22 protein-coding genes and 1 pseudogene are annotated in these 22456 nt (G+C 68.0%); 13 read left to right on the plus strand and 10 right to left on the minus strand.

Annotated elements, in window-relative coordinates; all coding sequences use genetic code 11:
* Positions 1-11: 11 nt before the first annotated feature.
* Entirely contained in the window at positions 12-1073 is a 1062-nt protein-coding gene (locus CLV77_RS01380) for a protein-disulfide reductase DsbD domain-containing protein (RefSeq protein ID WP_083707745.1), read from the minus strand.
* A gap of 177 nt (positions 1074-1250) precedes the next feature.
* On the opposite strand from CLV77_RS01380, the gene CLV77_RS01385 reads away from it, so the two are divergent.
* Positions 1251-1823 carry a YqgE/AlgH family protein gene (locus CLV77_RS01385; protein ID WP_076981056.1) on the plus strand — a complete coding sequence of 191 codons (573 nt, stop codon included), beginning with the start codon at positions 1251-1253 and terminating at the stop codon, positions 1821-1823.
* Positions 1824-1854: 31 nt separating this feature from the next.
* On the opposite strand, the gene CLV77_RS01390 is transcribed toward CLV77_RS01385, so the two are convergent.
* Complete coding sequence (locus CLV77_RS01390) at positions 1855-2847, minus strand: L-threonylcarbamoyladenylate synthase (protein ID WP_076979593.1); 993 nt, start codon at positions 2845-2847, stop codon at positions 1855-1857.
* Positions 2848-3003: 156 nt separating this feature from the next.
* Between CLV77_RS01390 and CLV77_RS01395 the strand changes: the two genes are divergently transcribed.
* The 3 genes from CLV77_RS01395 (at position 3004) to CLV77_RS01405 (ending at position 5659) form a co-directional block, all read left to right on the plus strand.
* Positions 3004-4731: an acyl-CoA dehydrogenase family protein gene (locus CLV77_RS01395; RefSeq protein WP_076979592.1), complete on the plus strand. Its 1728-nt coding sequence runs from the start codon at positions 3004-3006 to the stop codon at positions 4729-4731.
* Positions 4732-4896: 165 nt separating this feature from the next.
* Positions 4897-5031 carry an aa3-type cytochrome c oxidase subunit IV gene (locus CLV77_RS01400; RefSeq protein WP_076979591.1) on the plus strand — a complete coding sequence of 45 codons (135 nt, stop codon included), beginning with the start codon at positions 4897-4899 and terminating at the stop codon, positions 5029-5031.
* A 34-nt stretch (positions 5032-5065) separates the two neighbouring features.
* Positions 5066-5659, plus strand: coding sequence for a hypothetical protein (locus tag CLV77_RS01405; RefSeq protein ID WP_076979590.1), 594 nt, complete (start codon positions 5066-5068; stop codon positions 5657-5659).
* Positions 5660-5790: 131 nt separating this feature from the next.
* On the opposite strand, the gene CLV77_RS01410 is transcribed toward CLV77_RS01405, so the two are convergent.
* Both CLV77_RS01410 and CLV77_RS01415 read right to left on the minus strand, forming a co-directional pair.
* On the minus strand, positions 5791-6120 hold the full coding sequence (locus CLV77_RS01410) for an AzlD domain-containing protein (protein WP_076979589.1): 330 nt from the start codon (positions 6118-6120) through the stop codon (positions 5791-5793).
* Complete coding sequence (locus tag CLV77_RS01415) at positions 6117-6842, minus strand: AzlC family ABC transporter permease (protein WP_076979588.1); 726 nt, start codon at positions 6840-6842, stop codon at positions 6117-6119. Before CLV77_RS01415 ends, CLV77_RS01410 begins: the two co-directional genes overlap by 4 nt.
* Positions 6843-6914: 72 nt before the next feature.
* On the opposite strand from CLV77_RS01415, the gene CLV77_RS01420 reads away from it, so the two are divergent.
* The 4 genes from CLV77_RS01420 to CLV77_RS01435 are packed head-to-tail and all read left to right on the plus strand — an operon-like array spanning position 6915 to position 10178.
* Positions 6915-7784, plus strand: a complete 870-nt coding sequence (locus tag CLV77_RS01420) for a formate dehydrogenase accessory sulfurtransferase FdhD (protein WP_076979587.1) — start codon at positions 6915-6917, stop codon at positions 7782-7784.
* The gene (gene mobA / locus CLV77_RS01425) at positions 7781-8404 is read left to right on the plus strand and encodes a molybdenum cofactor guanylyltransferase MobA (RefSeq protein ID WP_076979586.1); all 624 of its coding nucleotides are present in this window, start codon (positions 7781-7783) and stop codon (positions 8402-8404) included. The genes CLV77_RS01420 and mobA overlap by 4 nt, the downstream gene beginning before the upstream one ends.
* Positions 8401-8895 (plus strand): molybdopterin-guanine dinucleotide biosynthesis protein B, encoded by a 495-nt coding sequence (gene mobB, locus CLV77_RS01430; RefSeq protein WP_076979585.1) that lies wholly within the window; start codon positions 8401-8403, stop codon positions 8893-8895. The genes mobA and mobB overlap by 4 nt, the downstream gene beginning before the upstream one ends.
* Positions 8892-10178, plus strand: a complete 1287-nt coding sequence (locus CLV77_RS01435; protein WP_236861023.1) for a molybdopterin-binding protein — start codon at positions 8892-8894, stop codon at positions 10176-10178. The genes mobB and CLV77_RS01435 overlap by 4 nt, the downstream gene beginning before the upstream one ends.
* A 35-nt stretch (positions 10179-10213) precedes the next feature.
* Here CLV77_RS01435 and CLV77_RS01440 read toward each other — a convergent pair whose 3' ends face one another.
* Both CLV77_RS01440 and greA read right to left on the minus strand, forming a co-directional pair.
* Positions 10214-11245: a hypothetical protein gene (locus CLV77_RS01440; protein WP_076979584.1), complete on the minus strand. Its 1032-nt coding sequence runs from the start codon at positions 11243-11245 to the stop codon at positions 10214-10216.
* Between the two features lie 30 nt (positions 11246-11275).
* Positions 11276-11746 carry a transcription elongation factor GreA gene (greA, locus tag CLV77_RS01445; RefSeq protein WP_076979583.1) on the minus strand — a complete coding sequence of 157 codons (471 nt, stop codon included), beginning with the start codon at positions 11744-11746 and terminating at the stop codon, positions 11276-11278.
* A 286-nt stretch (positions 11747-12032) separates the two neighbouring features.
* Here greA and CLV77_RS01450 point away from each other — a divergent pair, with 286 nt between their 5' ends.
* The 4 genes and pseudogenes from CLV77_RS01450 to CLV77_RS01465 all read left to right on the plus strand — a co-directional run bounded on the left by CLV77_RS01450 (position 12033) and on the right by CLV77_RS01465 (position 17449).
* Complete coding sequence (locus CLV77_RS01450; protein ID WP_076979582.1) at positions 12033-13682, plus strand: electron transfer flavoprotein-ubiquinone oxidoreductase; 1650 nt, start codon at positions 12033-12035, stop codon at positions 13680-13682.
* A 94-nt stretch (positions 13683-13776) separates the two neighbouring features.
* Positions 13777-15465 (plus strand): tetratricopeptide repeat protein, encoded by a 1689-nt coding sequence (locus tag CLV77_RS01455; protein WP_076979581.1) that lies wholly within the window; start codon positions 13777-13779, stop codon positions 15463-15465.
* Positions 15455-16327, plus strand: a pseudogene (locus tag CLV77_RS01460) (4-(cytidine 5'-diphospho)-2-C-methyl-D-erythritol kinase); the annotation flags it as partial. The gene CLV77_RS01455 and the pseudogene CLV77_RS01460, both read left to right, overlap by 11 nt.
* Positions 16328-16483: 156 nt before the next feature.
* A complete protein-coding gene (locus CLV77_RS01465; protein WP_076979579.1) occupies positions 16484-17449 on the plus strand; it encodes an L-malyl-CoA/beta-methylmalyl-CoA lyase in 966 nt (321 codons plus the stop codon).
* A gap of 102 nt (positions 17450-17551) precedes the next feature.
* On the opposite strand, the gene CLV77_RS01470 is transcribed toward CLV77_RS01465, so the two are convergent.
* Entirely contained in the window at positions 17552-17782 is a 231-nt protein-coding gene (locus CLV77_RS01470) for a hypothetical protein (protein ID WP_076979578.1), read from the minus strand.
* Between the two features lie 242 nt (positions 17783-18024).
* Here CLV77_RS01470 and CLV77_RS01475 point away from each other — a divergent pair, with 242 nt between their 5' ends.
* Positions 18025-18987, plus strand: coding sequence for an acetyl-CoA carboxylase carboxyltransferase subunit alpha (locus CLV77_RS01475; RefSeq protein ID WP_076979577.1), 963 nt, complete (start codon positions 18025-18027; stop codon positions 18985-18987).
* A 27-nt stretch (positions 18988-19014) separates the two neighbouring features.
* On the opposite strand, the gene CLV77_RS01480 is transcribed toward CLV77_RS01475, so the two are convergent.
* The 3 genes from CLV77_RS01480 to CLV77_RS01490 all read right to left on the minus strand — a co-directional run bounded on the left by CLV77_RS01480 (position 19015) and on the right by CLV77_RS01490 (position 22419).
* Complete coding sequence (locus CLV77_RS01480; protein WP_076979576.1) at positions 19015-20451, minus strand: HWE histidine kinase domain-containing protein; 1437 nt, start codon at positions 20449-20451, stop codon at positions 19015-19017.
* A gap of 67 nt (positions 20452-20518) precedes the next feature.
* Positions 20519-21526 carry a lysophospholipid acyltransferase family protein gene (locus tag CLV77_RS01485; protein ID WP_076979575.1) on the minus strand — a complete coding sequence of 336 codons (1008 nt, stop codon included), beginning with the start codon at positions 21524-21526 and terminating at the stop codon, positions 20519-20521.
* Positions 21523-22419, minus strand: a complete 897-nt coding sequence (locus CLV77_RS01490) for a cell division protein FtsX (protein ID WP_076981054.1) — start codon at positions 22417-22419, stop codon at positions 21523-21525. The genes CLV77_RS01485 and CLV77_RS01490 overlap by 4 nt, the downstream gene beginning before the upstream one ends.
* Between the last annotated feature and the right edge of the window lie 37 nt (positions 22420-22456).

Below are 22456 nucleotides of genomic sequence, written 5' to 3' on the forward strand. Positions count from 1 at the left end.
CCCGGAGGGGCCTACTCGCTGCGCAGGATCGTCGACAGGCTGCGCGCCTCAGGACAACCGTTGAGGTCGATGGCCCGGTCCTTGCCCAAGATTGTCAGGCGCAGGCGCGACAGGTCCACATGCGCTGGCTCTGGCTTGGGTCCCAATGCGGTCCCGGTCTCGTCGCCCGAGCCGGGCTGCACCATGAATGTGCTGACGGCCGTCAGCTCGCGCCCCTTGCGGATCACGCTGGCGCTGGCGATCCAAAGGTCGGGATCGTCGTATTCGAAGACGACCACCTCATCCGAGGGACCGCGCGGCAGTTGCATGCGCGCCTCGACCACCAGGCCGTCCTCGGACGGGTGGGTGCGGCAGCGCAGGTTCTTCACCCCGGCGGCGGCGCCGCTGACGGGACGGTAGCGCATGGCGGCCTCGATCAGCGGGACCGGCTCGGCCGTCTCGCCGGTCAGCTCCCCCGAAAGCTGGAACTGCATCGGCACGCAAACCGTGCCGCAGATGCCGGCCTGCAACATGCCTTCAAGCCGCACGGGCTTGCCGGCGTCCTTGGGCGCGATGACGATCGGCAGGACAACGCTGTCGCGATACCCGATGGAGCGGCGGCCGTTCGAGAAGATGACCGAAGGGGTCGGCCACAGGATACGGGTGGCCTCCAGATTGTCCGAGCCGGTCCAGTCAAGCTGTGGCGGGATCCCGGCCTCGCCCGGGGCGCGCCAGTAGGTTTTCCAGCCCGGCTTCATCTCAAGCCTCAGCGCGGCCATCAGCGTGCCGTCAGCCTGGCGCCAGCCGGGCAGGATCTCGGCCTGGGCGACCGGATCCTTGAGCGAAACCACGACCCCGGCAGCGTCCGGGCCGTCGGCCTGATCCATGGTGCCGCCATGACCCGACGCCCCCTCGGCCGCCCCGCCCTGAACCAGAGGAGGCCCGGCCGGAGCCGGCGTGGCAACGGCCAGCGCGGCCAGACCCAGCACCCCCGCCAGACAGCCGCGCAGCCGCCCGGACCGGTGGGGCCGGGGGGCGGTGCGAACAGAGGTCGCGACGCGGGAAGTCTCAAGAGGGATCAGGGTTTTGGTCATGCGGGACAGGATAGGCGAACGGCGTGCGGGGAACAGTCACTTGTTGGAGAGAGGGCGTGAGCGTGGCACGGCTGCAAAAGCGCCGCCCCCTGGCTCCGCGCCTTGGGACAGGCGATTGCACGAATTAGCGCTCACCGCCTCTTGCGCCGCGCCGCCCGCGACCTCATCCTAGAATCCATGAACGAGATTTCCGAAAGCCCCCTTTGCGGCAAGCTGCTGATCGCGATGCCCGGAATGGGCGATCCGCGTTTCGACCGAAGCGTGATCTTCGTCTGCGCCCATTCGGACGAGGGGGCGCTGGGCCTGATCGTCAACAAGCCGACGCCGGACCTGTCGGCCCGCGACCTGCTTGAACAGCTTGGGATCACCCCGGCGGGCGACCTGCCCCCCATCAACGTGCATTTCGGCGGGCCGGTGGAGCATGGGCGCGGCTTCGTGCTGCATTCGGCCGACTATTGCTCGGACAATTCGACCATGCAGGTCAGCACCAGCTTCGGCATGACCGCCACGTTGGACATTCTCGAGGATATCGCGCGCGGCGACGGGCCCCGTCAAAGCCTTCTGGCGCTTGGTTATTCCGGCTGGGGGCCGGGGCAGCTTGAGGATGAGCTTCAGCGCAACGGCTGGCTGACCGGCGATGCCACGCCCGAGATCGTCTTCGGCTCGGACGCGCGGGGCAAGTGGGAAGAGGCGCTGAAATCCATCGGGATCGACCCGCTGATGCTGTCGTCCGAGGGCGGGCGCGCCTGAGCGGGCGGTTGCCGCCCCTTTTCACCTGAAATCAGGCGTCGCGCGGGGCGGCGGCGCGGCGCAGCCGGTCGTTGATCGCCTTGCCCAGCCCATGCTCGGGCACTGGTGCGACCGCGATCCGGCTCAGCCCCGCCTGACGGGCTTGCGCATCGACCCGCCGCAGCATGTCGAAGAGGTTCGCCGCCGCCTCGTGCAGATCGCCGCTGGGCGACAGGTTCAGCGCGGCCGTCCGATCCTTGTCCGCACCAAAGCCCAGCAGGACCTCGTCCGGCCCCACCTCCGACGCATTCAGCCGCACCCGCGCCTCTGGGGCGTAATGCGAGGCCAGCTGCCCGGGGGCGCTGGGCGCATTCTCGGCCACGGGGGCCTCGGGCTCCAGCGGGGCGCCGAGGGCGGCCTCGATCGCCTCGGCGGGGATGCCGCCGGGGCGCAGCAATCGGGCGGGCGCGCCCGCCGTGCCGGGCCGCAGGATGGTCGATTCGACGCCGACATCGCAGGGGCCGCCGTCCAGGACAGCCTCGATCCGTCCGCCAAGGCCGCCGTCCCCGGTGCCGAGGACATGGGCGGCACTCGTGGGGCTGATCCGGCCCGAGGCATTGGCCGAGGGGGCGGCCAGCGGGCGGCCGACGCGTTCCAGCAATTCGTGGGCAAGCGGATGGGCGGGCATGCGGATCGCCACCGTCTCCAGGCCCGCCGTGACCAGCCGCGACAGCGGCGCTTCGGGGCGCAGCGGCAGCACCAGCGTCAGCGCGCCGGGCCAGAAGGCGGCCGCCAGGCGCTCTGCCTCGGGGGAAAACTCGGCATAGCGGCGTGCCTGATCGACCGATGAGACGTGGACGATCAGCGGATTGAAGCTGGGCCGGCCCTTGGCCTCGAAGATGCGTGCCACCGCCCGGTCGTCGGCGGCGTCGGCGCCCAGCCCGTAGACCGTCTCGGTCGGGAAGGCCACGAGGGCGCCGCCGCGCAGCAGTTCCGCCGCCCGGTCCAGCCCCTGTCCGTCGGCGGAAAGGTGCAACGTCTTCATATTTACCCTCCGATGACGCCGCGTCCCGATTGAGCGGTGCAGACGCCTTGTCTACCGTTCGCAAAAATTTGGCAACATCCGCCGGGTCGCGTCGACGCGCGGCTCGGTCCCGCCGGGGCGCCGGGATGTTTCGCAATGAATTGGAGAACGCATCACATGGCCTACCGCGCACCCGTGACGGATTACCAATACATCCTGGACCACGTCGTGGATTTTCCCCTGCTGTCCGACACCGAGCGTTTCGGCGACGCGACCTCCGAGACCAGCCTTGCGATCATCTCGGAAGCCGGCCGCCTGTGCGAGGAGGTCCTGGCCCCCCTTCAGCGAGAGGGTGACCTGCACCCCGCACACCTGGAAAACGGCGTCGTGCGCACCTCGCCCGGATTCGCCGAAGGCTATGCCGCAGTGGCCGAGGGCGGCTGGGTCGGCATCTCCGCCCCTGAGGAATATGGCGGCATGGGCCTGCCGCTGGCGATCACCAGCGTCGTCAACGACATGATGTCCTCGGCCTGCCTGGCGTTGCAGCTGAACCCGCTGATGACCCAGGGCCAGATCGAGGCGCTGGAGCATCACGCATCGGACGAGATCAAGCGGGTCTACCTGCCCCGGCTGATCTCGGGCGAATGGTCGGGCACGATGAACCTGACAGAGCCGCAGGCCGGTTCGGACGTGGGCGCCCTGCGCAGCCGCGCCGTCGACAATGGCGACGGCAGCTTTGCGATCACCGGGCAGAAGATCTTCATCAGCTGGGGCGACAACGACTTCACCGGCAACGTCTGCCATCTGGTGCTGGCCCGTCTGCCGGGCGCGCCCGAGGGCACCCGCGGCATCGGCCTTTTCATGGTGCCCAAGCGCATCCCCGATGCCGAGGGTCAGCCCGGCGCAGCCAACAGCCTGCGGGTCGTCTCGCTCGAGCACAAGATGGGGCTGCACGGCTCGCCGACGGCGGTGATGGAATTCGACGGCGCCACCGGCTGGATGATCGGAGAGCCGAACAAGGGCATGGCGGCCATGTTCACCATGATGAACAACGCCCGGCTGGGCGTCGGCCTGCAAGGGATCGGCGTGGCCGAGGGGGCATATCAGCACGCCCTGGCCCACGCGCTGGAACGGCGCCAGGGGCGCACCCCGCTGGGTGACGGTGCCGGACCCATCGCCGATCACGCCGACGTCCGCCGGATGCTGATGCAGATGAAGGCCGAGGTTTTCGGCGCCCGGGCGATTGCCCTCGGCTGCGCCGTCTCGGCCGACATGGCGCGGGCCACCGGCAAGCCCGAATGGCGCGACCGCGCCGCCTTCCTGACCCCCATCGCCAAGGCTTTCGGCACCGATATCGGCGTCGAGGTCTCGCAGATGGGGATCCAGGTTCACGGCGGCATGGGCTACATCGAGGAAACGGGCGCCAGCCAATACCTGCGCGATGTCCGCGTCACCGCGATCTACGAGGGAACGAACGGCATCCAGGCGATGGACCTGGTCGGGCGCAAGCTGGCCGACGGCGGCGAGGCCGCGACCCGGTTGCTGGATGACATCGAGGCCTGCGCCGAGGGGGCGCGCGCCGACATGCCCGAGCTGGCCGAGCCGATCTGGCAAGCCGCCGAGAATCTGCGCGAGGCCTGCGACTGGCTGGTCGCGCGCGAAGATCTCAACGACCGTTTCGCGGGCGCCACGTCCTTCCTGCGGGCCTTTGCCCGGGTGCTGGGGGCCTGTGCCCACCTGCGCGCTGCGATGGCCGAGAAGGCCCAGGGAGAGGCCGGCCCGCGCCGGGCCCTGGCGCGGTTCTACGTCGATCGGCTGTTGCCGGAGGCCGCAAGCCTCTGTGTGCAGGCGACGCGCGGGGCGGGTGACCTTTACGGGCTCAGCCACGAGGAACTGGCGGGCTGATCCGGGCGGGCACCGGCTGGGGGGGCAACCGGGCGGTCCGCGCCCTGTCACCCGTTGGCCGCGCCCGCGCCCCTGCGCCGATATGCGCATCATGCGGGGCGTGACACCCCCGGATTTTTTCAGTATCTGCTGACCAACTCAAACAACGCCAGACGGAGTTTCGACATGGCCGAACACAAGCACGGCACGATGGACATCACGACCCAGGAAAAGACCTTCGAAGGGTTCGTGAAGATCACCATTCGCATGGTCATCGCGATCATCGTTGCGCTGATCCTTCTCGCACTTATAAACGGCTGAGAAAGCCGGCCATAACAAACAGCAGCGAGGCAGAATGCTCAGAACGATCCTTCCGTTGGTAACCATTCTTTTCCTCGCCGCCTGTGGCGCCGATAATATCTATGCCTCGGACGAGGCGGTGGCACGCGCAGCCTTCGTCAATCCCGAGCCGGCCTCGATCACGCTGGTGACGGCGATCAACAACCGCTCGGGCGAGGGCGGGCATACGGCGGTGATCGTGAACGGCAGCCAGCAGGTGCTGTGGGATCCCGCCGGGACCTGGTATCACCGCAGCGCGCCCGAGCGTCATGACCTGCACTACGGTTTCACCAACACGCTGCGCGAGTTCTTCTACGACTATCACGCGCGGGAAACCTTCCACCTGGTGGTGCAGGAGGTCCCGGTGACCCGGGCCGTCGCGGACCAGGCGATCCGCGCCTTTGCGGCCCAGGGGGCGGCACCGAAATCCTTCTGTTCGAACTATACCAGCAAGGCGCTGCGCACCGTTCCGGGGTTCGAGAACATGCCGGTCAGCTTTTTCCCGAAGACGACGATGAACGCCTTTGCCCAACTGCCGGGCGTGAAGACGCGCAAGATCTATGACGACGATTCGGACAACAACAAGTCCAAGCTGGCGGCGGGCAACTGACCCGGCCTCTACCGCGTTACGGAAACTGACCGAAGGCCGCGCCCAGCGCGGCCTTTTTCATTGCCGGTTTTGTTGCCGGCAGTGCAGTGCATCCGGCTCCGGCACTGGCCAGAACGCCAATGCCGTCCCCCTCAGCCCAGCAGCCACAGCATGGTGTAAAGCGTCGCCGCCCCCGCGGTGATCGAGGCCAGCACGTTGCGCGTCGTCAGGCCCACGCCCAGGGTCGCGGCAGCGGCCAGGATGCGCGGCAGGTCGGTCGCGCCGCCCGTTGCCTGCGGCCACACGACCAGCGGCGCCACCAGCCCCGGCATCACCGCCACGGCCGTGTAACGCAGGTGGCGCAGGGCCCAGTCGGGCAGACGCCGGTTGCCGATCAGCCCCAGAAAGGAAAACCGGATCAGAAAGGTGCCGGACCCCAGCGCCACGATGATCAGCCAGATGGTCGCGTCGGAATAGTTCATGCCTTCGTCTCCTTGCGCCGGGCGGCGCGGCGGGTCGTCTGCCGCTCGATCTCGGCGCCGACCATCATCGCCAGCGCGGCGGCGATCAGCAGGCCGCTGTTGTAGGGCAGGAAACTGAGGCTCAGCGCCACCGCGATTGACACCAGAGCCGCTCCCACATGGGCGAAGGTGCGCAGCGCCGGTGCGATGATCGCGAGGAAGGTGATAGGCACCGCGAAATCCAGCGCCCAAGCCTCGGGGATCCGTGCGCCCACCGCCGCGCCGACATAGGTCGCCACGTACCATGGAATGCAGACGGGGGTCATCGTGCCGAAGAAATAGACCACCCGGTCGCGCACGCTCATCTCGGGGCGCTTTTCATATTCCGCGATCGAGACGGCATAGCTTTGATCGACCAGGAAATAGGCGGCAAGCGCGCGCTGCCACAGGGGCGCCGCGCCGAGGTAGGGCGTCAGCGAGGCCGAGTACATCGCCATGCGCATGTTGACCGCCAGCGCGGTCGCCAGCACCATCAGCACCGGCGCGTTGTCGGTCATCAGCTGAAGCGCCGCGAATTGCGACGCCCCCGCGATCACCAGCACCGAAAAGCCCATCACCTTGAGAAGATCAAGCCCGGCTTCGGTCGCCACCACCCCGAAAAGCAGGGCGAACGGCACCACTACAAGAAGAAACGGGGCCCCGTTTCTGAAGCCCCTCCAAAAGTGGTCTCGCGATCTGGACATAGGCTCTTCCCTGCTTCAGTCTCCGCCAGCAATAGCCATCCTGACCACCGGCGAAAAGGCCAGAAACCAGCCATGACACAGGATATCCTGATCGGACCGGACCCCGACAACCCGCGCCTGACGCGGCCCGTCGAGGGGCTGGACCACACCGGCGCTGCCGTCACGCTGAAGGTGGTCGAGGAACGGCCGCTGACGATCTTCCTCAACAGCCGCGAGATCGTCACCGCCATGACCATCGGGGATTACCCCGAATATCTGGCCCTTGGCTTCCTGACCAACCAGAACATGCTGCGCGCCGATGACGAGGTCACCGGCATCGATTATGACGAAGAGCTGGAGACCGTCGTTGTGCGTACCGCGGTCGAGACCGACCACGAGGAAAAGCTTCAGAAGAAGACCCGCACCTCGGGCTGCGCCGTGGGCACGGTCTTCGGCGACATGATGGAGGGGCTTGAAGGGCTCAGCCTGCCGGCGACGCCGGTCCGCAGCTCATGGCTCTATGCGCTGGCGCGGCAGATCAACACCATGCCCAGCCTCTACCTCGAGGCGGGTGCCATCCATGGCAGTGTGCTGTGCCACCAGGACCAGCCGCTGGTCTACATGGAAGATGTCGGCCGCCACAACGCCGTGGACAAGATCGCGGGCTGGATGCGGGCGACCGGCACGGATCCGGCCGACAAGATCCTCTACACCACCGGGCGCCTGACATCCGAGATGGTGATCAAGACCGCGATGATGGGCATCCCGGTGCTGGCCTCGCGCTCGGGCTTCACCGCCTGGGGGGTCGAGATCGCGCGCCAGGTCGGCTTGACGGTGATCGGCCGGATGCGCGGTCAACGCTTTGTCTGCCTCAGCGGGCAGGAACGCCTGATCCTCGACGCCGACCCCGCGACGGTCGCGCCAGAGGATCGCCGCTCGGGCCGTAAGGGTGCGGGTGCATGAGCGGCACCTGCGGCGTCATCCTGGCCGGAGGGCTGTCGCGCCGCATGGGCGGCGGCGACAAGGGCCTGTTGGAACTGGGCGGACTCAGCCTGATGGAGCGGGTGCGCGACCGGCTTGCGCCCCAGGTCGAGGCGATGGCGCTGAACGCCAACGGCGATCCCGCGCGCTTTGCCGAGCTGGGCCTGCCGGTGGTTGCCGACAGTGTCGAGGGGTTCGCCGGACCGCTGGCCGGGGTGCTGGCGGGGCTGGATTGGGCCGCCGGGCAGGGGGCCACGCATATCGTCACCGCGGCCGCCGACACGCCCTTCTTTCCCCGCGATCTGGCCGACCGGCTGCGGACGGCCGCCGAAAGCTCGGGCCAGCCCATCGCGCTGGCGGCGACCCCCGATCCCGAACGGGGCCTGGCGCGGCACCCAACCTTCGGCTACTGGCCCGTCGCCCTGCGCGAGGATCTGCGCCGCGCCCTGGCCGAGGGGACCCGCAAGGTGGTCGCCTGGACCGACCGCCACGGCACCGCCGCCGCCCGGTTCGATTGCGCCGGGCACGATCCCTTCTTCAACGTCAACACGCCCGAAGACATGATCCGGGCCAAGGAAATCCTGAAGGAGGGCGCGGCATGAGGGTCTACGGTGTCGTCGGCTGGAAGAACGCTGGCAAGACCGGGCTGATGGAGCGGCTCGTCGCCGAGATCTCGGCGCGCGGCTTCTCGGTCTCGACCATCAAGCATGCCCACCACAGTTTCGACGTGGACCACCCGGGCAAGGACAGCCACCGCCACCGCCAGGCAGGTGCGACCGAGGTGCTGCTGTCCTCGGGGACGCGCTGGGCGCTGATGCACGAGTTGCGCGGTCACGAGGAGCCGCCGCTGGAATTGCTGCTGTCCAAGCTGGCGCCTGTCGATCTGATCCTGGTCGAGGGCTACAAGCGTGACGACCACCCCAAGGTCGAGGCCTTCCGCGCCGAGACCGGCAATTCGCTGATCGCGCCCGGTGATCCGACCATCCGCGCCGTCGCCGCCGACACCGCGCTCGAGGTGGAGGGGCGTCCGGTCTTCGACCTGAACGCGACCGCGCGCATCGCCGATTTCATCCTGCGCGAGGTCGGGCTTTGAGCGGCCCCTCGCCAACGGACGGGACCCTGCGCCCGCCGCCCCTGCGCAACGACTGTTTCGCGCTGCCCGCCGGGGTCGACTGGACCCCGGTCGATGACGCGATGGCACAGTTGCGCGACGGTCTGCACGCGGTGACCGGGGTGATCCGCCTGCCGGTTGACGAGGCCGCCGGCCGCGTTCTGGCCGAGCCGGTTGCCGCCCTCCGCTCCAACCCGCCGATGCCCAACTCGGCCGTCGATGGCTATGGCTTTGCCCATGCCGCGACCGGGTCGGGCCCGCAGCAATTGCCCCTGGTCGAGGGGCGCGCCGCCGCCGGCGTGCCATTCGAGGGCGGGGTGCCCCTGGGCCAGGCGATCCGCATCCTGACCGGCGCGATCCTGCCCGAGGGGGTGGATACGGTCGTGCTGGAAGAGGATGTCACCACCGACGGCGCCAACGTGGCCTTTCACGGCCCCCTGCGGGCGGGGTCCAATACCCGAAAGGCCGGTGAGGACGTGGTCGCGGGCGCACAGGTCTTCGACGCGGGCCACCGGCTGGGCGCGCCGGACCTGGCGCTGCTCTCGGCCCTCGGGGTGGCCGAGGTTTCGGTGCGCGAGCCGCTGCGTGTGGGCGTGTTATCGACGGGGGATGAACTGGTCGCCGCCGGCCAGCCCGCCGGGCCCGGCCAGATATTCGACGCCAACCGCCCCATGCTGCTGGCGATGTTGCGCCGCTGGGGCGTGGTGGCTGTGGACATGGGACACGTCGGCGACGACCGCGCCGCCCTGGCCGAACGGCTGGACGACGCGCGCGACCGCTGCGACGCGCTGCTGACCTCGGGCGGGGCCTCTGCGGGCGACGAGGATCACGTCTCGGCACTGCTGGCCGAGACCGGATCGCTGCGCAACTGGCGCATCGCGCTGAAGCCGGGGCGTCCGCTGGCGCTGGCGCTATGGCAGGGAATGCCGGTCTTCGGCCTGCCGGGAAATCCGGTCGCCGCCTTCGTCTGCACCCTTCTTTTCGCCCGGCCGGCCTTCGCCGTGCTGGAAGGCGCGGAGTGGAGCGCGCCGCAGGGCTTCACCGTGCCCGCCGCCTTCAAGAAGAACAAGAAGCCCGGCCGCCGCGAGTACCTGCGCGCCCGGCTTGACGCTGAGGGACGGGCCGAGGTCTTTGTCTCGGAAGGCTCGGGGCGGATCTCGGGGCTGAGCTGGGCGACCGGGCTGGTCGAGCTTGAGGACGGCGCCCGCGACGTGCGGCCGGGGGATCCGGTACGCTTCCTGCCTTATGCGAGCTTCGGCCTGTAGCCGGGGGTGACGCCGCGCGCGCGGCGATGCCCAAATCAGTCGAAGGTGCCCGAGACCCGGCCCACCAGCATGAAGGCCCGCGCGGTGCGCGTCTCGGCCAGGGCCGCGATGTCCTGATCGCTGGCGCCCTTCTCGAACTCGACAAAGCTGCGGTCAAACTGGCGCAGGAAGTGATGCGCCACGTCGCGGAAAACGGCATCGGACTTCATCCGGCCTGATGTCAGCGCCAGGCTGGAGCGGTCGCGGACCCCGGCCAGCGCCGCCACAGGCTTGCCCCGCTCGCCCTTGGCAAAGCGGCGCCAGACCTCGGGGCGGGCGCGGTCGGGGCGCAGATCGTCCATGTAGATCCCGTCCTGGCTGAGCAGGGTCAGCAGATCCTCGGAGGCGCGGATCAGCGTGGCGATGCGCCGGTCGGCCAGCGCCAGCCGCAGGGCGCGGAAACCCTCGCGGTCGTTGGCATCCTCGGGGAAGTTCATGGCCTTGATGAAATCGGCGATCGAGATCGGCACGCCCAGGTCCTCGGCCGGGGTGCCCAGGGCCAGGCTGGGCTGATCGACATGGGGCTTGCCGGCGGCGCCGGCGACCGGGGTGCCGGCCAGGGGCGCATGCATCGGCCGTTCGCCCGAGCGCACGGAATGGAACATGGCCAGCGCCTCCTCGGTGGCGCGCTGGGCCTCGACAAGCTGTTCGATCTTGCGCGTCAGGCCGGGGTCCAGACTTGCGTTGTTGCTGTGGCTCTGGACCACGTAGGCGTTGCGCAGCGCGTCGATCGAGGCCTGAAGGCGCGCCGACTCGGCCTTCATCATGCGCGAGGTGCGCGCGGCCACGGCCGCCACCCAGATCAGCGCCAGCGGCAGGAAGATCGCGACGAAGATCATGATCGTGGTCGCGGGATTGCCGCCCTCGCCCGACGCCGGCGGGATCACGTAAAGATAGACGAAGACCAGCGCCACCCAGACGAAGCTGAGGATCGCCGCCACGATCTCGGTGGCCGAGATCGCGTTTTCCCCCGCGCCGTCGCGCCCGCCGAAAAGCGGGGGCGTCTGGCGGTTCCTGTCAGTGACCATGCGGTGTCCTGTCCATCAGCCCGCGGCGGGCTAATGATATCCGATTTCAAGAACTTCGTAGCTGCGCGTGCCGCCGGGGGTGCGCACTTCGACGCTATCACCTTCCTCCTTGCCGATCAAAGCGTGGGCAAGGGGGGACTTGATGTTCAGGCGGCCCTTTTCGATGTCGGCCTCGGGCTCACCGACGATCTGGTAGGTCTTCTCTTCGTCGGTGTCCTCGTCGACAAGCTTGACCGTCGCGCCGAACTTGATGTTGCCGGACATCTTGGACGTGTCGATCACGTCGGCGCGCGAGATGATCGACTCCAGCTCCTTGACCCGGCCCTCGATGAAGCTCTGCTTTTCGCGGGCGGCGTGATACTCGGCATTCTCGGAAAGGTCGCCATGTTCACGCGCCTCGGCGATCGCGCGGATGACGGCCGGGCGCTGGACGGACTTCAGGTTCTTCAGTTCGGCCTCCAGCGCCTGGTGGCCGCTGCGCGTCATGGGTATCTTTTCCACGTCTCATCCTCCGGTCCGTGGGCGTCCTGGCGCGGGCGCCCCTCGGGCGCATCACTGCGCCCTGCTGTTTCGCTTAACTGAACCAACCGCCGAGCGGATGGCAAGCGATAACTGGGGCTTGGCGCCCCGCGCGGCAACCGCTTGCCGCGTGTCGCGACGTCGTTGCCGCCACGTGCCGGGAGGGACAGATTGACGTGTCGGTCAGCGCTGGGATATTTGCCATTGGGTAACAAGCATATGAAACATCCCCGGCGGTGCCGTGCCGTCAGCCAGAAGGAAGCCGAACATGTCCGACTCCGCGCGCGAAACCATGGAATACGACGTCGTGATCGTGGGTGCCGGCCCGGCCGGCCTCAGCGCCGCGATCCGCCTCAAGCAGTTGAACGCCGACCTTGATGTCGTGGTGCTGGAAAAGGGATCGGAAGTGGGCGCGCATATCCTGTCGGGCGCGGTTCTGGATCCCTCGGGCCTTGATGCGCTGCTGCCCGACTGGCGCAACATGGGCGCGCCGATCAACGTCGAGGTCAAGCGCGACGAATTCCACATGCTGGGAGAGTCCGGCTCGGTCCGCATCCCGAACTTCCTGATGCCGCCGCTGATGTCGAACCACGGCAACTACATCGTGTCGATGGGCAATGTCTGCCGCTGGATGGCCGAACAGGCCGAGGCGCTGGGGGTCGAGATCTTCCCCGGCATGTCCTGCTCGGCGTTGGTCTATCGCGAGGATGGCAGCGTTAAGGGCGTGGTCGCCGGCGAATTCGGCCTGAACACCGATGGCACCCCCGGCCCCAACTATGAACCGGGCATGGAGCTGCACGGCAAATACGTTCTGCTGGGCGAGGGTGTCCGCGGATCGCTTTCCAAGCAGGTGATCGAGAAGTTCGCCCTCGACGGCGACAGCGACGTGCAGAAATACGGCCTTGGCATGAAGGAGATCTGGGAGATCGACCCCGCCAAGCACCAGCAGGGCAAGGTCGTGCACACCATGGGATGGCCGCTGGGCGGCAACGCGGGCGGCGGGTCCTTCATCTACCACCTGGACAACAACCAAGTCTATGTCGGCTTTGTCGTGCACCTGAACTACGCCAACCCCTACCTGTTCCCCTACATGGAGTTTCAGCGCTTCAAGCACCACCCGATGGTGGCCGAGCTCTTGGAAGGCGGCAAGCGCGTGGCCTACGGCGCGCGCGCCATCTCCGAGGGCGGTTGGCAGTCGCTGCCCAAGCTGGCCTTTCCGGGGGGCGCGCTGCTGGGCTGTTCGGCGGGCATGGTCAACGTGCCGCGCATCAAGGGCAACCACAACGCGATGCTGTCGGGCAAGGCCGCGGCCGAGGCCATCGTCGAGGCGCTGGCCGCCGGCCGCTCGGCCGACGTGCTGGACGGGTATGACGGGGCCGTCCGCGACGGCGCCATCGGCCGCGACCTGCGCCCCGTGCGCAACGTCAAGCCGCTGTGGTCGCGCTTCGGGCTGCTGGCCTCGCTTACCGTCGGCGGGCTGGACATGTGGACCAACAACCTTTTCGGCTTCTCGCTTTTCGGCACGCTCAAGCACCAGAAGACCGACGCCGAGGCGACCGAGCTGGCCGAGCAGCACAAGCCCATCGACTATCCCCGTCCCGACGGGGTGCTGAGCTTTGACCGGCTGACCAACGTCAGCTTCTCGATGACCAACCACGAGGAAAACCAGCCCTGCCACCTCAAGCTGCGGGATGCCGATACGCCGGTGAAGGTGAACCTGCCGCTCTATGCCGGCCCCTCGGCGCGCTACTGCCCCGCGGGCGTCTACGAGTTCGTGGGAGAGGGCGAGGCGGTCAAGTTCCAGATCAATTTCCAGAACTGCGTCCACTGCAAGACCTGTGACATCAAGGACCCCAGTCAGAACATCGTCTGGACCACCCCGCAGGGAGGCGATGGTCCGAACTACCCGAACATGTAACAATTGCATCAGCAGAGGGTCCCCGGGCCCGGGGTGGATTGCTCCGGGCCGCGCGTGGTCGTAACCTGTGCCGCAGTTTTATGAGGACCTCCGCATGACACGTTTTCGCAGACTGATGAGTTCCGTGGCCCTCGGGGTGATCGCTTTCTCAGTCCCCCTTGAAGCCGGGGCCAAGGGGCTTGCGGGGTCCTATCTGGCCGCGCGCCAGGCCAGCGCCGACAACGAGTTTCGCATAGCGGCGCAATACTATACCCGCGCCTTGGCCGAGGATCGCGACAACGCCATCCTGATGGAAAGCCTGATCGTCTCGTACATGGGGCTGGGACAGATCGACAAGGCGATCACCGTCGCGCGCCAGATGGAAAGCGCCAAGGCCGACAGCCAGATCGCACAGCTGATTCTTTTGGGCGATGCGATTCGCAACGGCGGCGACGCGGCGGCCTATTCCGAGAGCGTGGGCGAGCTGGTGAGCGGATTGGTGCTTGCCTGGGACCTGCTGGGCGAGGGTAAGATGACCGAGGCGCTGGCCCGGTTCGACACGCTGATCGCGACGCCGGGGCTGAAGGAATTCGGCGCCTATCACAAGGCGCTGGCGCTGGGTCTTGCGGGCGACATGGAAGGCGCCGACGCGATCCTGTCCGGCAAGGCCGAAGGGGCGCTTCAGATGACGCGCCGGGGCGTGCTGACCCATGCCAGCGTTCTCAGCCAGCTTGACCGGGACGGCGATGCGATCGAACTGATCGAAACTGCGCTGCCCGATACCTCGGACCCCGAGATCATCGCCGCCCTCGAGACGCTTGAGGCGGGCGAGACCCTGGCCTTCGACATGGTGACCAGCGCCCAGGACGGCCAGGCCGAGGTGTTCTATACCGTCGCCGCCGCCCTGCGCGGCGAGACCCCCGACAGCCTGACGCTGCTGTATTCGCGCATTGCCGAGTATCTTCAGCCCGATCACATCGACGCCCTGCTGCTGAGCGCGGGACTGCTGGAATCGCTGGGTCAGCGGGACCTGGCCACCGCCGCCTACGACCGGGTGCCGGCGGACGATCCGGCCTACCACATCGCCGCCATCGGCCGGGCCGAGACGCTTCAGGACATCGGTAAACCCGACGCCGCGGTCGAGGTTCTGCAACAGCTGGGCAAGACCCACGGTCAGATCGCCTCGGTCCACGTGACGCTGGGCGACATGCTGCGCCGCCTCAACCGCTACGAGGAGGCCGAAGAGGCCTACACCCGCGCGCTGGAGCTGGTGCCGCATCCCTCGGCCTCGCAATGGGTGGTCTATTATGCCCGTGGCATCAGCCGCGAACGCCAGAACGAGTGGACCATCGCCGAGGGCGATTTCCGTAAGGCGCTGGAGCTTCGCCCCAACCAGCCGCTGGTCCTGAACTACTTGGGCTATTCCTTCGTCGAGCAGGACAAGAACCTGGACGAGGCGCTGGAGATGATCGAGCTGGCGGTCGCCGAGCGGCCCAACGACGGTTACATCACCGACAGTCTGGGCTGGGTCCTCTATCGTCTTGGCCGCTACGAGGAAGCGGTGCCGCATATGGAACGCGCGGTCGAGCTGATGCCGCTGGACCCGATCATCAACGATCACCTGGGCGACGTTCTGTGGCGCGTCGGCCGGGAGCGCGAGGCCGAATTCCAGTGGAAGCGTGCCCTGTCCTTCAAGCCCGAGGAACGCGACGAGAAGCGCATCCTGCGCAAGCTGGACGTGGGCCTGGACATGGTCCTCTCGGAAGAGGCAAAGGCACCGGTCACGGTGGCGAATGACGGCTGAGGAACACGCCACGGAATTCGTCAAAGAATACGCCCCGGCCAAGATCAACCTGACGCTGCACGTCACCGGACGGCGCGACGACGGGTATCACTTCCTCGACAGTCTCGTGGCCTTTGTCAGCACGGGCGACATCCTGCATGCCGAACCCGCCGCCCCGGGGGAGCTTTTGCTGGACCTGGCCGGTCCATTCGGCGCGACCGTGCCGGCGGGCGACGACAACCTTGTCCTGCGGGCGGCGCGGTTTCTTGCCGCCGAATGCGAAGCCCGGCCCCTTCCGGGGGCGCGGCTGACGCTGGAGAAATTCCTGCCGCCGGCCTCGGGGATCGGGGGCGGATCGGCCGACGCCGCCGCCGCGATCCGGGCGTTGTCCCGGCTGTGGGGCGTGCCCCTGCCCGAGGGGGCCGCGCTGGTGTCGCTGGGGGCCGACGTGCCCGTCTGTCTGGCCTCCCGCCCGGCCCGGATGCGCGGGATCGGCCAGACCCTGGGCGCCGTCCCCCCGCTGCCCGAATTCCACATGGTGCTGGTCAACCCGGGCGTCGAGGTGCCGACCCCGATGGTGTTCGGCGGGCTTTCGGCCTGCGGCAACGAGCCGATGACCGATCGCATCCCCCGCTTCGGGACCGCCTGGGACCTGGTCACGTGGATGCACCTGCAGCGCAATGATCTCGAGGCGCCGGCCATCGCCCGTGCTCCGGTCATCCGCGACGCGATCCTCGCCCTTTCGGGCACGACCGATTGCATGCTGGCGCGAATGTCGGGTTCGGGTGCAACCTGTTTCGGTATGTTCGAGACCGCGCACGCCGCCCGCGCCGCGGCCCGGGCCATCCGCCGTGCCCATCCCCGCTGGTGGGTGGAGGCCGCGACACCCCTGGCCGACCTTCCCAGGCAGAGCGCCGGCGTGCCGCTGGAGGATTGCACCGCACCCGGCTCCGGGGAAAGCGACCCGTTGCATGCTGCGCCGCAATATCCTAACGAGTGACGTGCCTGTCACGCAACTTAATGACCTCAAGGATCCGCAATGAGCTTCCGCATCCAGCCCTCGCCCGTTTCCCGCCCCAACCGCTGCCAGCTTTTCGGCCCGGGCTCCCGCCCTGCGATCTTCGAAAAGATGGCCGCCAGCGCCGCGGATGTGGTGAACCTGGATCTGGAGGACAGCGTCGCCCCCGATGACAAAGCCCAGGCCCGTCAGAACATCATCGCCGCCATCTCGGATGTGGATTGGGGCGACAAGACGCTGAGCGTCCGGATCAACGGTCTGGATACCCCCTGGTGGTATCGCGACGTGGTCGACCTGCTGGAACAAGCCGGCGAGCGGCTGGACCTCATCATGATCCCCAAGGTCGGCTGTGCGGGTGATCTTTATGCCGTCGACGCCCTTGTCACCGCGATCGAGCGTGCGACGGGCCGCAGCAAGCGGCTGGGCTTCGAGGTCATCATCGAAAGCGCCGCCGGCATCGCCCATGTCGAAGAGATCGCCGCCGCCTCGGACCGGCTTCAGGCCATGAGCCTGGGGGCCGCCGATTTCGCGGCCTCGATGGGGATGCAGACCACTGGCATCGGCGGCACGCAGGAAGGCTATTACATGCTGCGCGAGGGGCAGCAGTACTGGTCCGATCCCTGGCACTGGGCCCAGACCGCGATCGTCGCCGCCTGCCGCACCCATGGCGTCCTGCCGGTCGACGGGCCCTATGGCGATTTCTCGGACCCCGAGGGCTTCCTGGCTCAGGCGCGCCGCTCGGCCGTGCTGGGCATGGTCGGCAAATGGGCGATCCACCCCAGCCAGATCCCGCTGTCGAACCAGGTCTTCACCCCCTCGGAAGAGGCCGTGACCGAGGCGCGCGAGATTCTGGAGGCCATGGAGAAGGCCAAGACCGAAGGATCGGGCGCCACGGTCTACAAGGGACGGCTGGTCGACATCGCCTCGATCAAGCAGGCCGAAGTCATCGTCCGGCAATCCGAACTGATCGCTGCCCGCCAGGGCTGAGCGACGGCGCCGGTCACGCCTGCCCGAAGGGGCGGCGGCGCAGAACTTGACAGGATGCAGAGAGCAGGGCGGGGCGGTCAGCCCGCGCCGCCCGGCCTTGGCCTAGCGCATGCGGGGCATGGGCCGGATCTGGGGTGCCGACCGCTCGAACCCCGAATAGGACGGGCCGCCGCCGGGAAGGCCGGAGAGCTGGCCCGAGAACTGGGCCGAGAACGGGCGTTCCAGCACCGGGCCGGGCGTGCGGTTGCGCAGGTATCTCAGACGGCGCCGGAGAATCGGCCGGGCCAGGTAGATCAGCACCAGAAGGGCAGCGAGGGTTAGCGAGTAATACATGTGACGTTCATTTCCTGACGTTCTTATCGCTGGTGTTGTCGCAATTTGCGTTGATCGTTCTAAGGCGCAAATCTGACCGTTTCTTGAACGCCGGGCCGCAGAACTGCCCGAATTCGATCCTCGGAAGCAGCGTTCCGGTAGGATGACGCGCCGGCCCGCCGGCTGAATCCGACCCTGGCCGGGGATTGTTGCAAAAACCGTCCCCGGGCGTCATATAACCCGGACAACAGGCGGAGCATTCCATGCAAAACTATCTCGAATTTGAAAAGCCGCTGGCCGAGATCGAGGGCAAGGCCGAGGAATTGCGGGCGATGGCCCGGGCGAATTCCGAAATGGACGTGGAAAAAGAGGCCGCGGCGCTGGACGCCAAGGCCGACAAGATGCTGCGCGAGCTTTATGCCGAGCTGACCCCCTGGCGCAAATGCCAGGTCGCCCGGCACCCGAACCGCCCCCATTGCATGGATTACGTGAACCGACTGTTCACCGATTTCATGCCGCTGGCCGGCGATCGCAACTTTGCCGACGACCACGCCGTGATCGGCGGGCTGGCCCGGCTTGAGGACCGCCCGGTGATGGTGATCGGCCATGAGAAGGGCCACGACACCAAGACCCGGATCGAGCGCAACTTCGGCATGGCCCGCCCCGAGGGGTATCGCAAGGCAATCCGCCTGATGGATCTGGCCGACCGCTTCCGCCTGCCGGTTGTGACCCTTGTCGACACGCCCGGCGCCTACCCCGGCAAAGGCGCCGAGGAGCGGGGCCAGTCCGAGGCGATCGCCCGCTCGACCGAGCGCTGCCTGAGCATCGGCGTCCCGCTGGTCTCGGTCATCATCGGCGAGGGCGGGTCGGGCGGCGCCGTTGCCTTCGCCACCGCCGACCGGCTGGTGATGCTGGAGCATTCGATCTACTCGGTCATCAGCCCCGAGGGCTGTGCCTCGATCCTGTGGAAGGATGCCGAGAAGATGCGCGAGGCCGCCGAGGCCCTGCGCCTGACGGCCCAGGACCTCAAGGCACTGGGCGTGATCGACCGGATCGTCAAGGAACCCGTGGGTGGCGCCCAGCGGGCCCGCGACGCGGCCATCGACGCCGTCGGTCGCAGCATCGTCGAACTGCTGGAGGAGCTTTCGGGCAAGGACGGCAAGGCCCTGCGCGACGCGCGGCGGCAGAAATTCCTGGACATGGGATCGAAGGGCCTGGCCGCCTGATGCGCCAGCGGGCCGGGGCGCGATGCCTCACTTCCGGCCGGCCGCCTTCTTCAGCACGCGACCGAGGCTGACCACCACATCGACCTCGCGGATCGGCTTTTCCAAGACGGGCACGTCGGGGAAGGTATTCGCGACCCGGTGCCAGTCGCCGTCGCCGGTCAGGAACACGAAGGGCACCCCCCGCGTCGTCAGCGTCTGCGCCACATCAAGCGATGTGTCGCGGCCGAGGTTCACATCCAGGATCGCGGCGTCGACCTCGCCCTTCATCGCAGCCTTTGCATCGTCGACCGAGGAGAAAGGGCCTAGCACCACGACCCCCTCATCGGTCAGGGTCATCTCAAGCGACAGGGCGATCAGCGCTTCATCCTCCAGCACCATCACGCGCTTGCCCTTCAGGTCGGGCATCTCGACGGGCATGACGGTCGTGCGGGCCACGTCCATGGTCGGGCGCGGTCGGCTGGCCACCAGGTCGATGGTGCAGACCAGCCCGTCGGGCTTGTAGTCCATCTTCACCGTGCCGTCCTGACCAAGGGCGGTGTCGAGGATGCGGGCGCCGAAGCCGTACTCGGTGGGCCTTGCCACGCGGGGGCCCCAGACCTCGGTCCAGATGATGCGGGCGACCCCTTCCTTGCGGGACTCGATACTGATCCGCACGCGCCCCTTGTTGGTGCTGAAGGCACCGTGCTGGCGGGCGTTCGTGACCAGCTCGTGCAGGACCAGCGTGGCGCTTTCGGCGGTCTTGGAGTGGAGCGCGAAGTCGGTGTCGCCCTCAATGGTGAACCGGTCCGGACGGATGTCCATCGCCGCCATCTCTGCGCGCACGATCTGGACCAGCGGCACGGGGAAGCTGCCGCGGCTGACGAAAAGATCGTGGGTCCGGCCCAAGGCCGCCAGCCGGTCGCCAAGCACCTTGGCGAAGGCCTTCACGCCGGTCGCACGTTCGGCCGTAAGCTGCACCATGGCGCGCAGCATTCCCAGCAGATTGCGCTCGCGGTGGTTCAACTCGGCCTTCAGAAGGCGGGTCTGCTCCTCTGCGCGGCGCAGGCGGGAGATGTCGAAGACACTGCCCAGCAGGAACTGTTCGCCGCTTTCGGGGTCACGGACAGGCTCGCCATGGGCGCGGATCCAGCCCTCGTCTCCGTCGGCGCGGATGATCTTGCATTCGAAGGACCAGTGCTGGCTGTTCTCGACGGCGGTCTGGAACAGGGTGCGGACCTTGTCGCGGTCCTGGGCGACGACATGTTCAAGGAATATCTCGAAGGTCCATTCGGGGAGCACTTCGTCATAGCCGAAGATCTGATCGTGGCGCAGGTTCCGCCAGGCGGTGCCGTCGGCGACGTTGAGTTGCCACAACCCGACCTCCTGGTCGAGATGATCCAACAGGATGCGGACGCGCCTGTCGTTCCGGCCGGCCTCCGCGCCCTTGGTGCCAACGGTCCCGCGTTGATCGTCCTGCCCGGTCATGTGCACTCAAGTCCCAAAGTGATCCGGACCAAGTTGCACGAATGTTCCGGGATTGAAAAGAGAACTGTCAGCTGTCGGTCTCTTTCCCGGTCGTCTTCTCGGGGCCGTCCGGCGCCGGGTCCTCGCCCGCCTCGCTGATGGGCCCGCGAACGGGGCCGGGCATCGGGCTGAGCGGGTCGTCGTCAAGGTCTCCCGGCCCGGGCGCGGCACCGAGGCCCGCAACCGCGCCCCCCTCGGCCGTGCCGGTGTCCAGGGTGCCCTCGGGCCCCGGCACATTCGTTCCGGCGCCGTCCCTGAGAGAGCGTGCGCCCCCCGCGCTAGCAGTCAGGGCGTTGCCCTCGGGCGGGGTGTGGAACCCGGCCTCGGCCATCAGCTCGATCGACCGCTCTTCGACCTGGCGCGAGAGTTGCGCAAGAAAGCTCGCCTTGTCGACGCCGGCCGGGATCGGCTCCAGAAACTCGACCACTGCGCGGCCGGGTTTGCGCATAACAGCCCGCTTCGGCCAGAAGAGGCCCACGTTCGTCGCCACCGGGTAGCAGGGCTGCCCCAGTTGTTCGTACAGAACGCCCGTGCCCACCTTGTAGGGGGCCGCGACGCCCGGTGCGACCCGGGTGCCCTGGGGGTAGATGATCAGCTGTCCGGCCCGCTGCATCCCGTGGATCACGTCGGCCACCATCTTCATCACCGCGCGGCCACGCTTGCCGCGATCCACCGGCACGCAGCCGATGCGCCAGGCGTATTGGCCCAGCACGGGCGCGAACAGCAATTCGCGCTTCATGATGAACTTGCCCCGGGGGACGCTGTTGAAGATGACGATGATGTCGAAGAACGACTGGTGCTTGGCGGCGATCATGCATTCCTCGGTGGGCGGGGTGCCGCGAACCTCGGTCTTGATGCCGACGATCCAGCGGGCCGACCAGATGGCATAGCCGCAAAAAGCGTGACAGGCGCCGAAGGCTGCCCGCCGGCTGAACAGCGCAAAGGGGAAGTAGGCGATGCCGATCACGAACATCGAGGTATAGAGCGAGATGCTGTAGAACAGCGACCGCAGCCACTGGATGCCGTAGGCGATCATTTGAATCCTCTCAGGGTGCGCAGCGCCGCGGTGCGGGTGGCCAGGAAGGCGACCAGTCCGGCAAGCGGCGGGATCAGAAGCGGCCAGAGCCAGTGCCAGCCCTGGAATCCAAGACCGGTCAAGAAGCCGCCCGCCGCGTCGGCGCTGGGCAGGGCAAGCACCGCCAGGCCGCCGGCCAGCGTGCCGATGGTGGCGCCGCCGATGGCGCGCAGGGTGAAGCGGCGCACGAAGGCGCGCGCGATGAACGTGTCCCGTGCGCCCACGAGGCGCAGGGTGGAAATCAGCCGGGCGTTGGCGGCCAGGGCGGCCTGGGCCGCGAGGGTGATCATCGCCGCCGTCGAGGCCGCGATCAGCGCCAGCGACAGAAGCCCCAGAAGCCGCAGCCGGTCGGCCGCGTCGATCAGGGGACGGCGCCAGCGGGTGTGGTCGTCCAGGACCGAGCCGGGGGCCTCGGCGGCCAGCCTCTGGCGCAGGCCCTCTGCGTCAAAACCCTCGCCCTGCTCGATCACCTCGACGAGGCTGGGCACCGGCAGGTCGGCGACCGGCAGCTCGGGGCCGAACCAGGGTTCCAGCAGCGCGCTCAGCTCGTCATCCTCCAACACCCGGGCCGAGCGGACGCCGGGGGTGGATTGCAGCACCCTTACCACCGCCTCGGTCTGGGCCGCCATCTGCCCCGCCGGGGCCGAGATGCGCACCGTCGAGGTGCGCGCAAGTTCGGCCCCCCAGCGTTCGGCCAGCCGGCCCGTCGCCAGCGAGAGGGCCAGCGCGAAGACACCGAGGAAGGCCATGGCGGCGGCGGTAAAGACCGTCAGTCGCGCGGTGAAGCCGGTGGGCGGCACGACCCGGTCGGCGCGGCCCGAGGGCCGGAACACCGCCGCGATGAGGGCGTGCAGCGGCGCGCTGGCACGGGCGCCTCGGCTGGGGCGCTGC

The organism is Brevirhabdus pacifica (assembly GCF_002797755.1).
GTDB classification, from domain to species: Bacteria; Pseudomonadota; Alphaproteobacteria; order Rhodobacterales; family Rhodobacteraceae; genus Brevirhabdus; species Brevirhabdus pacifica.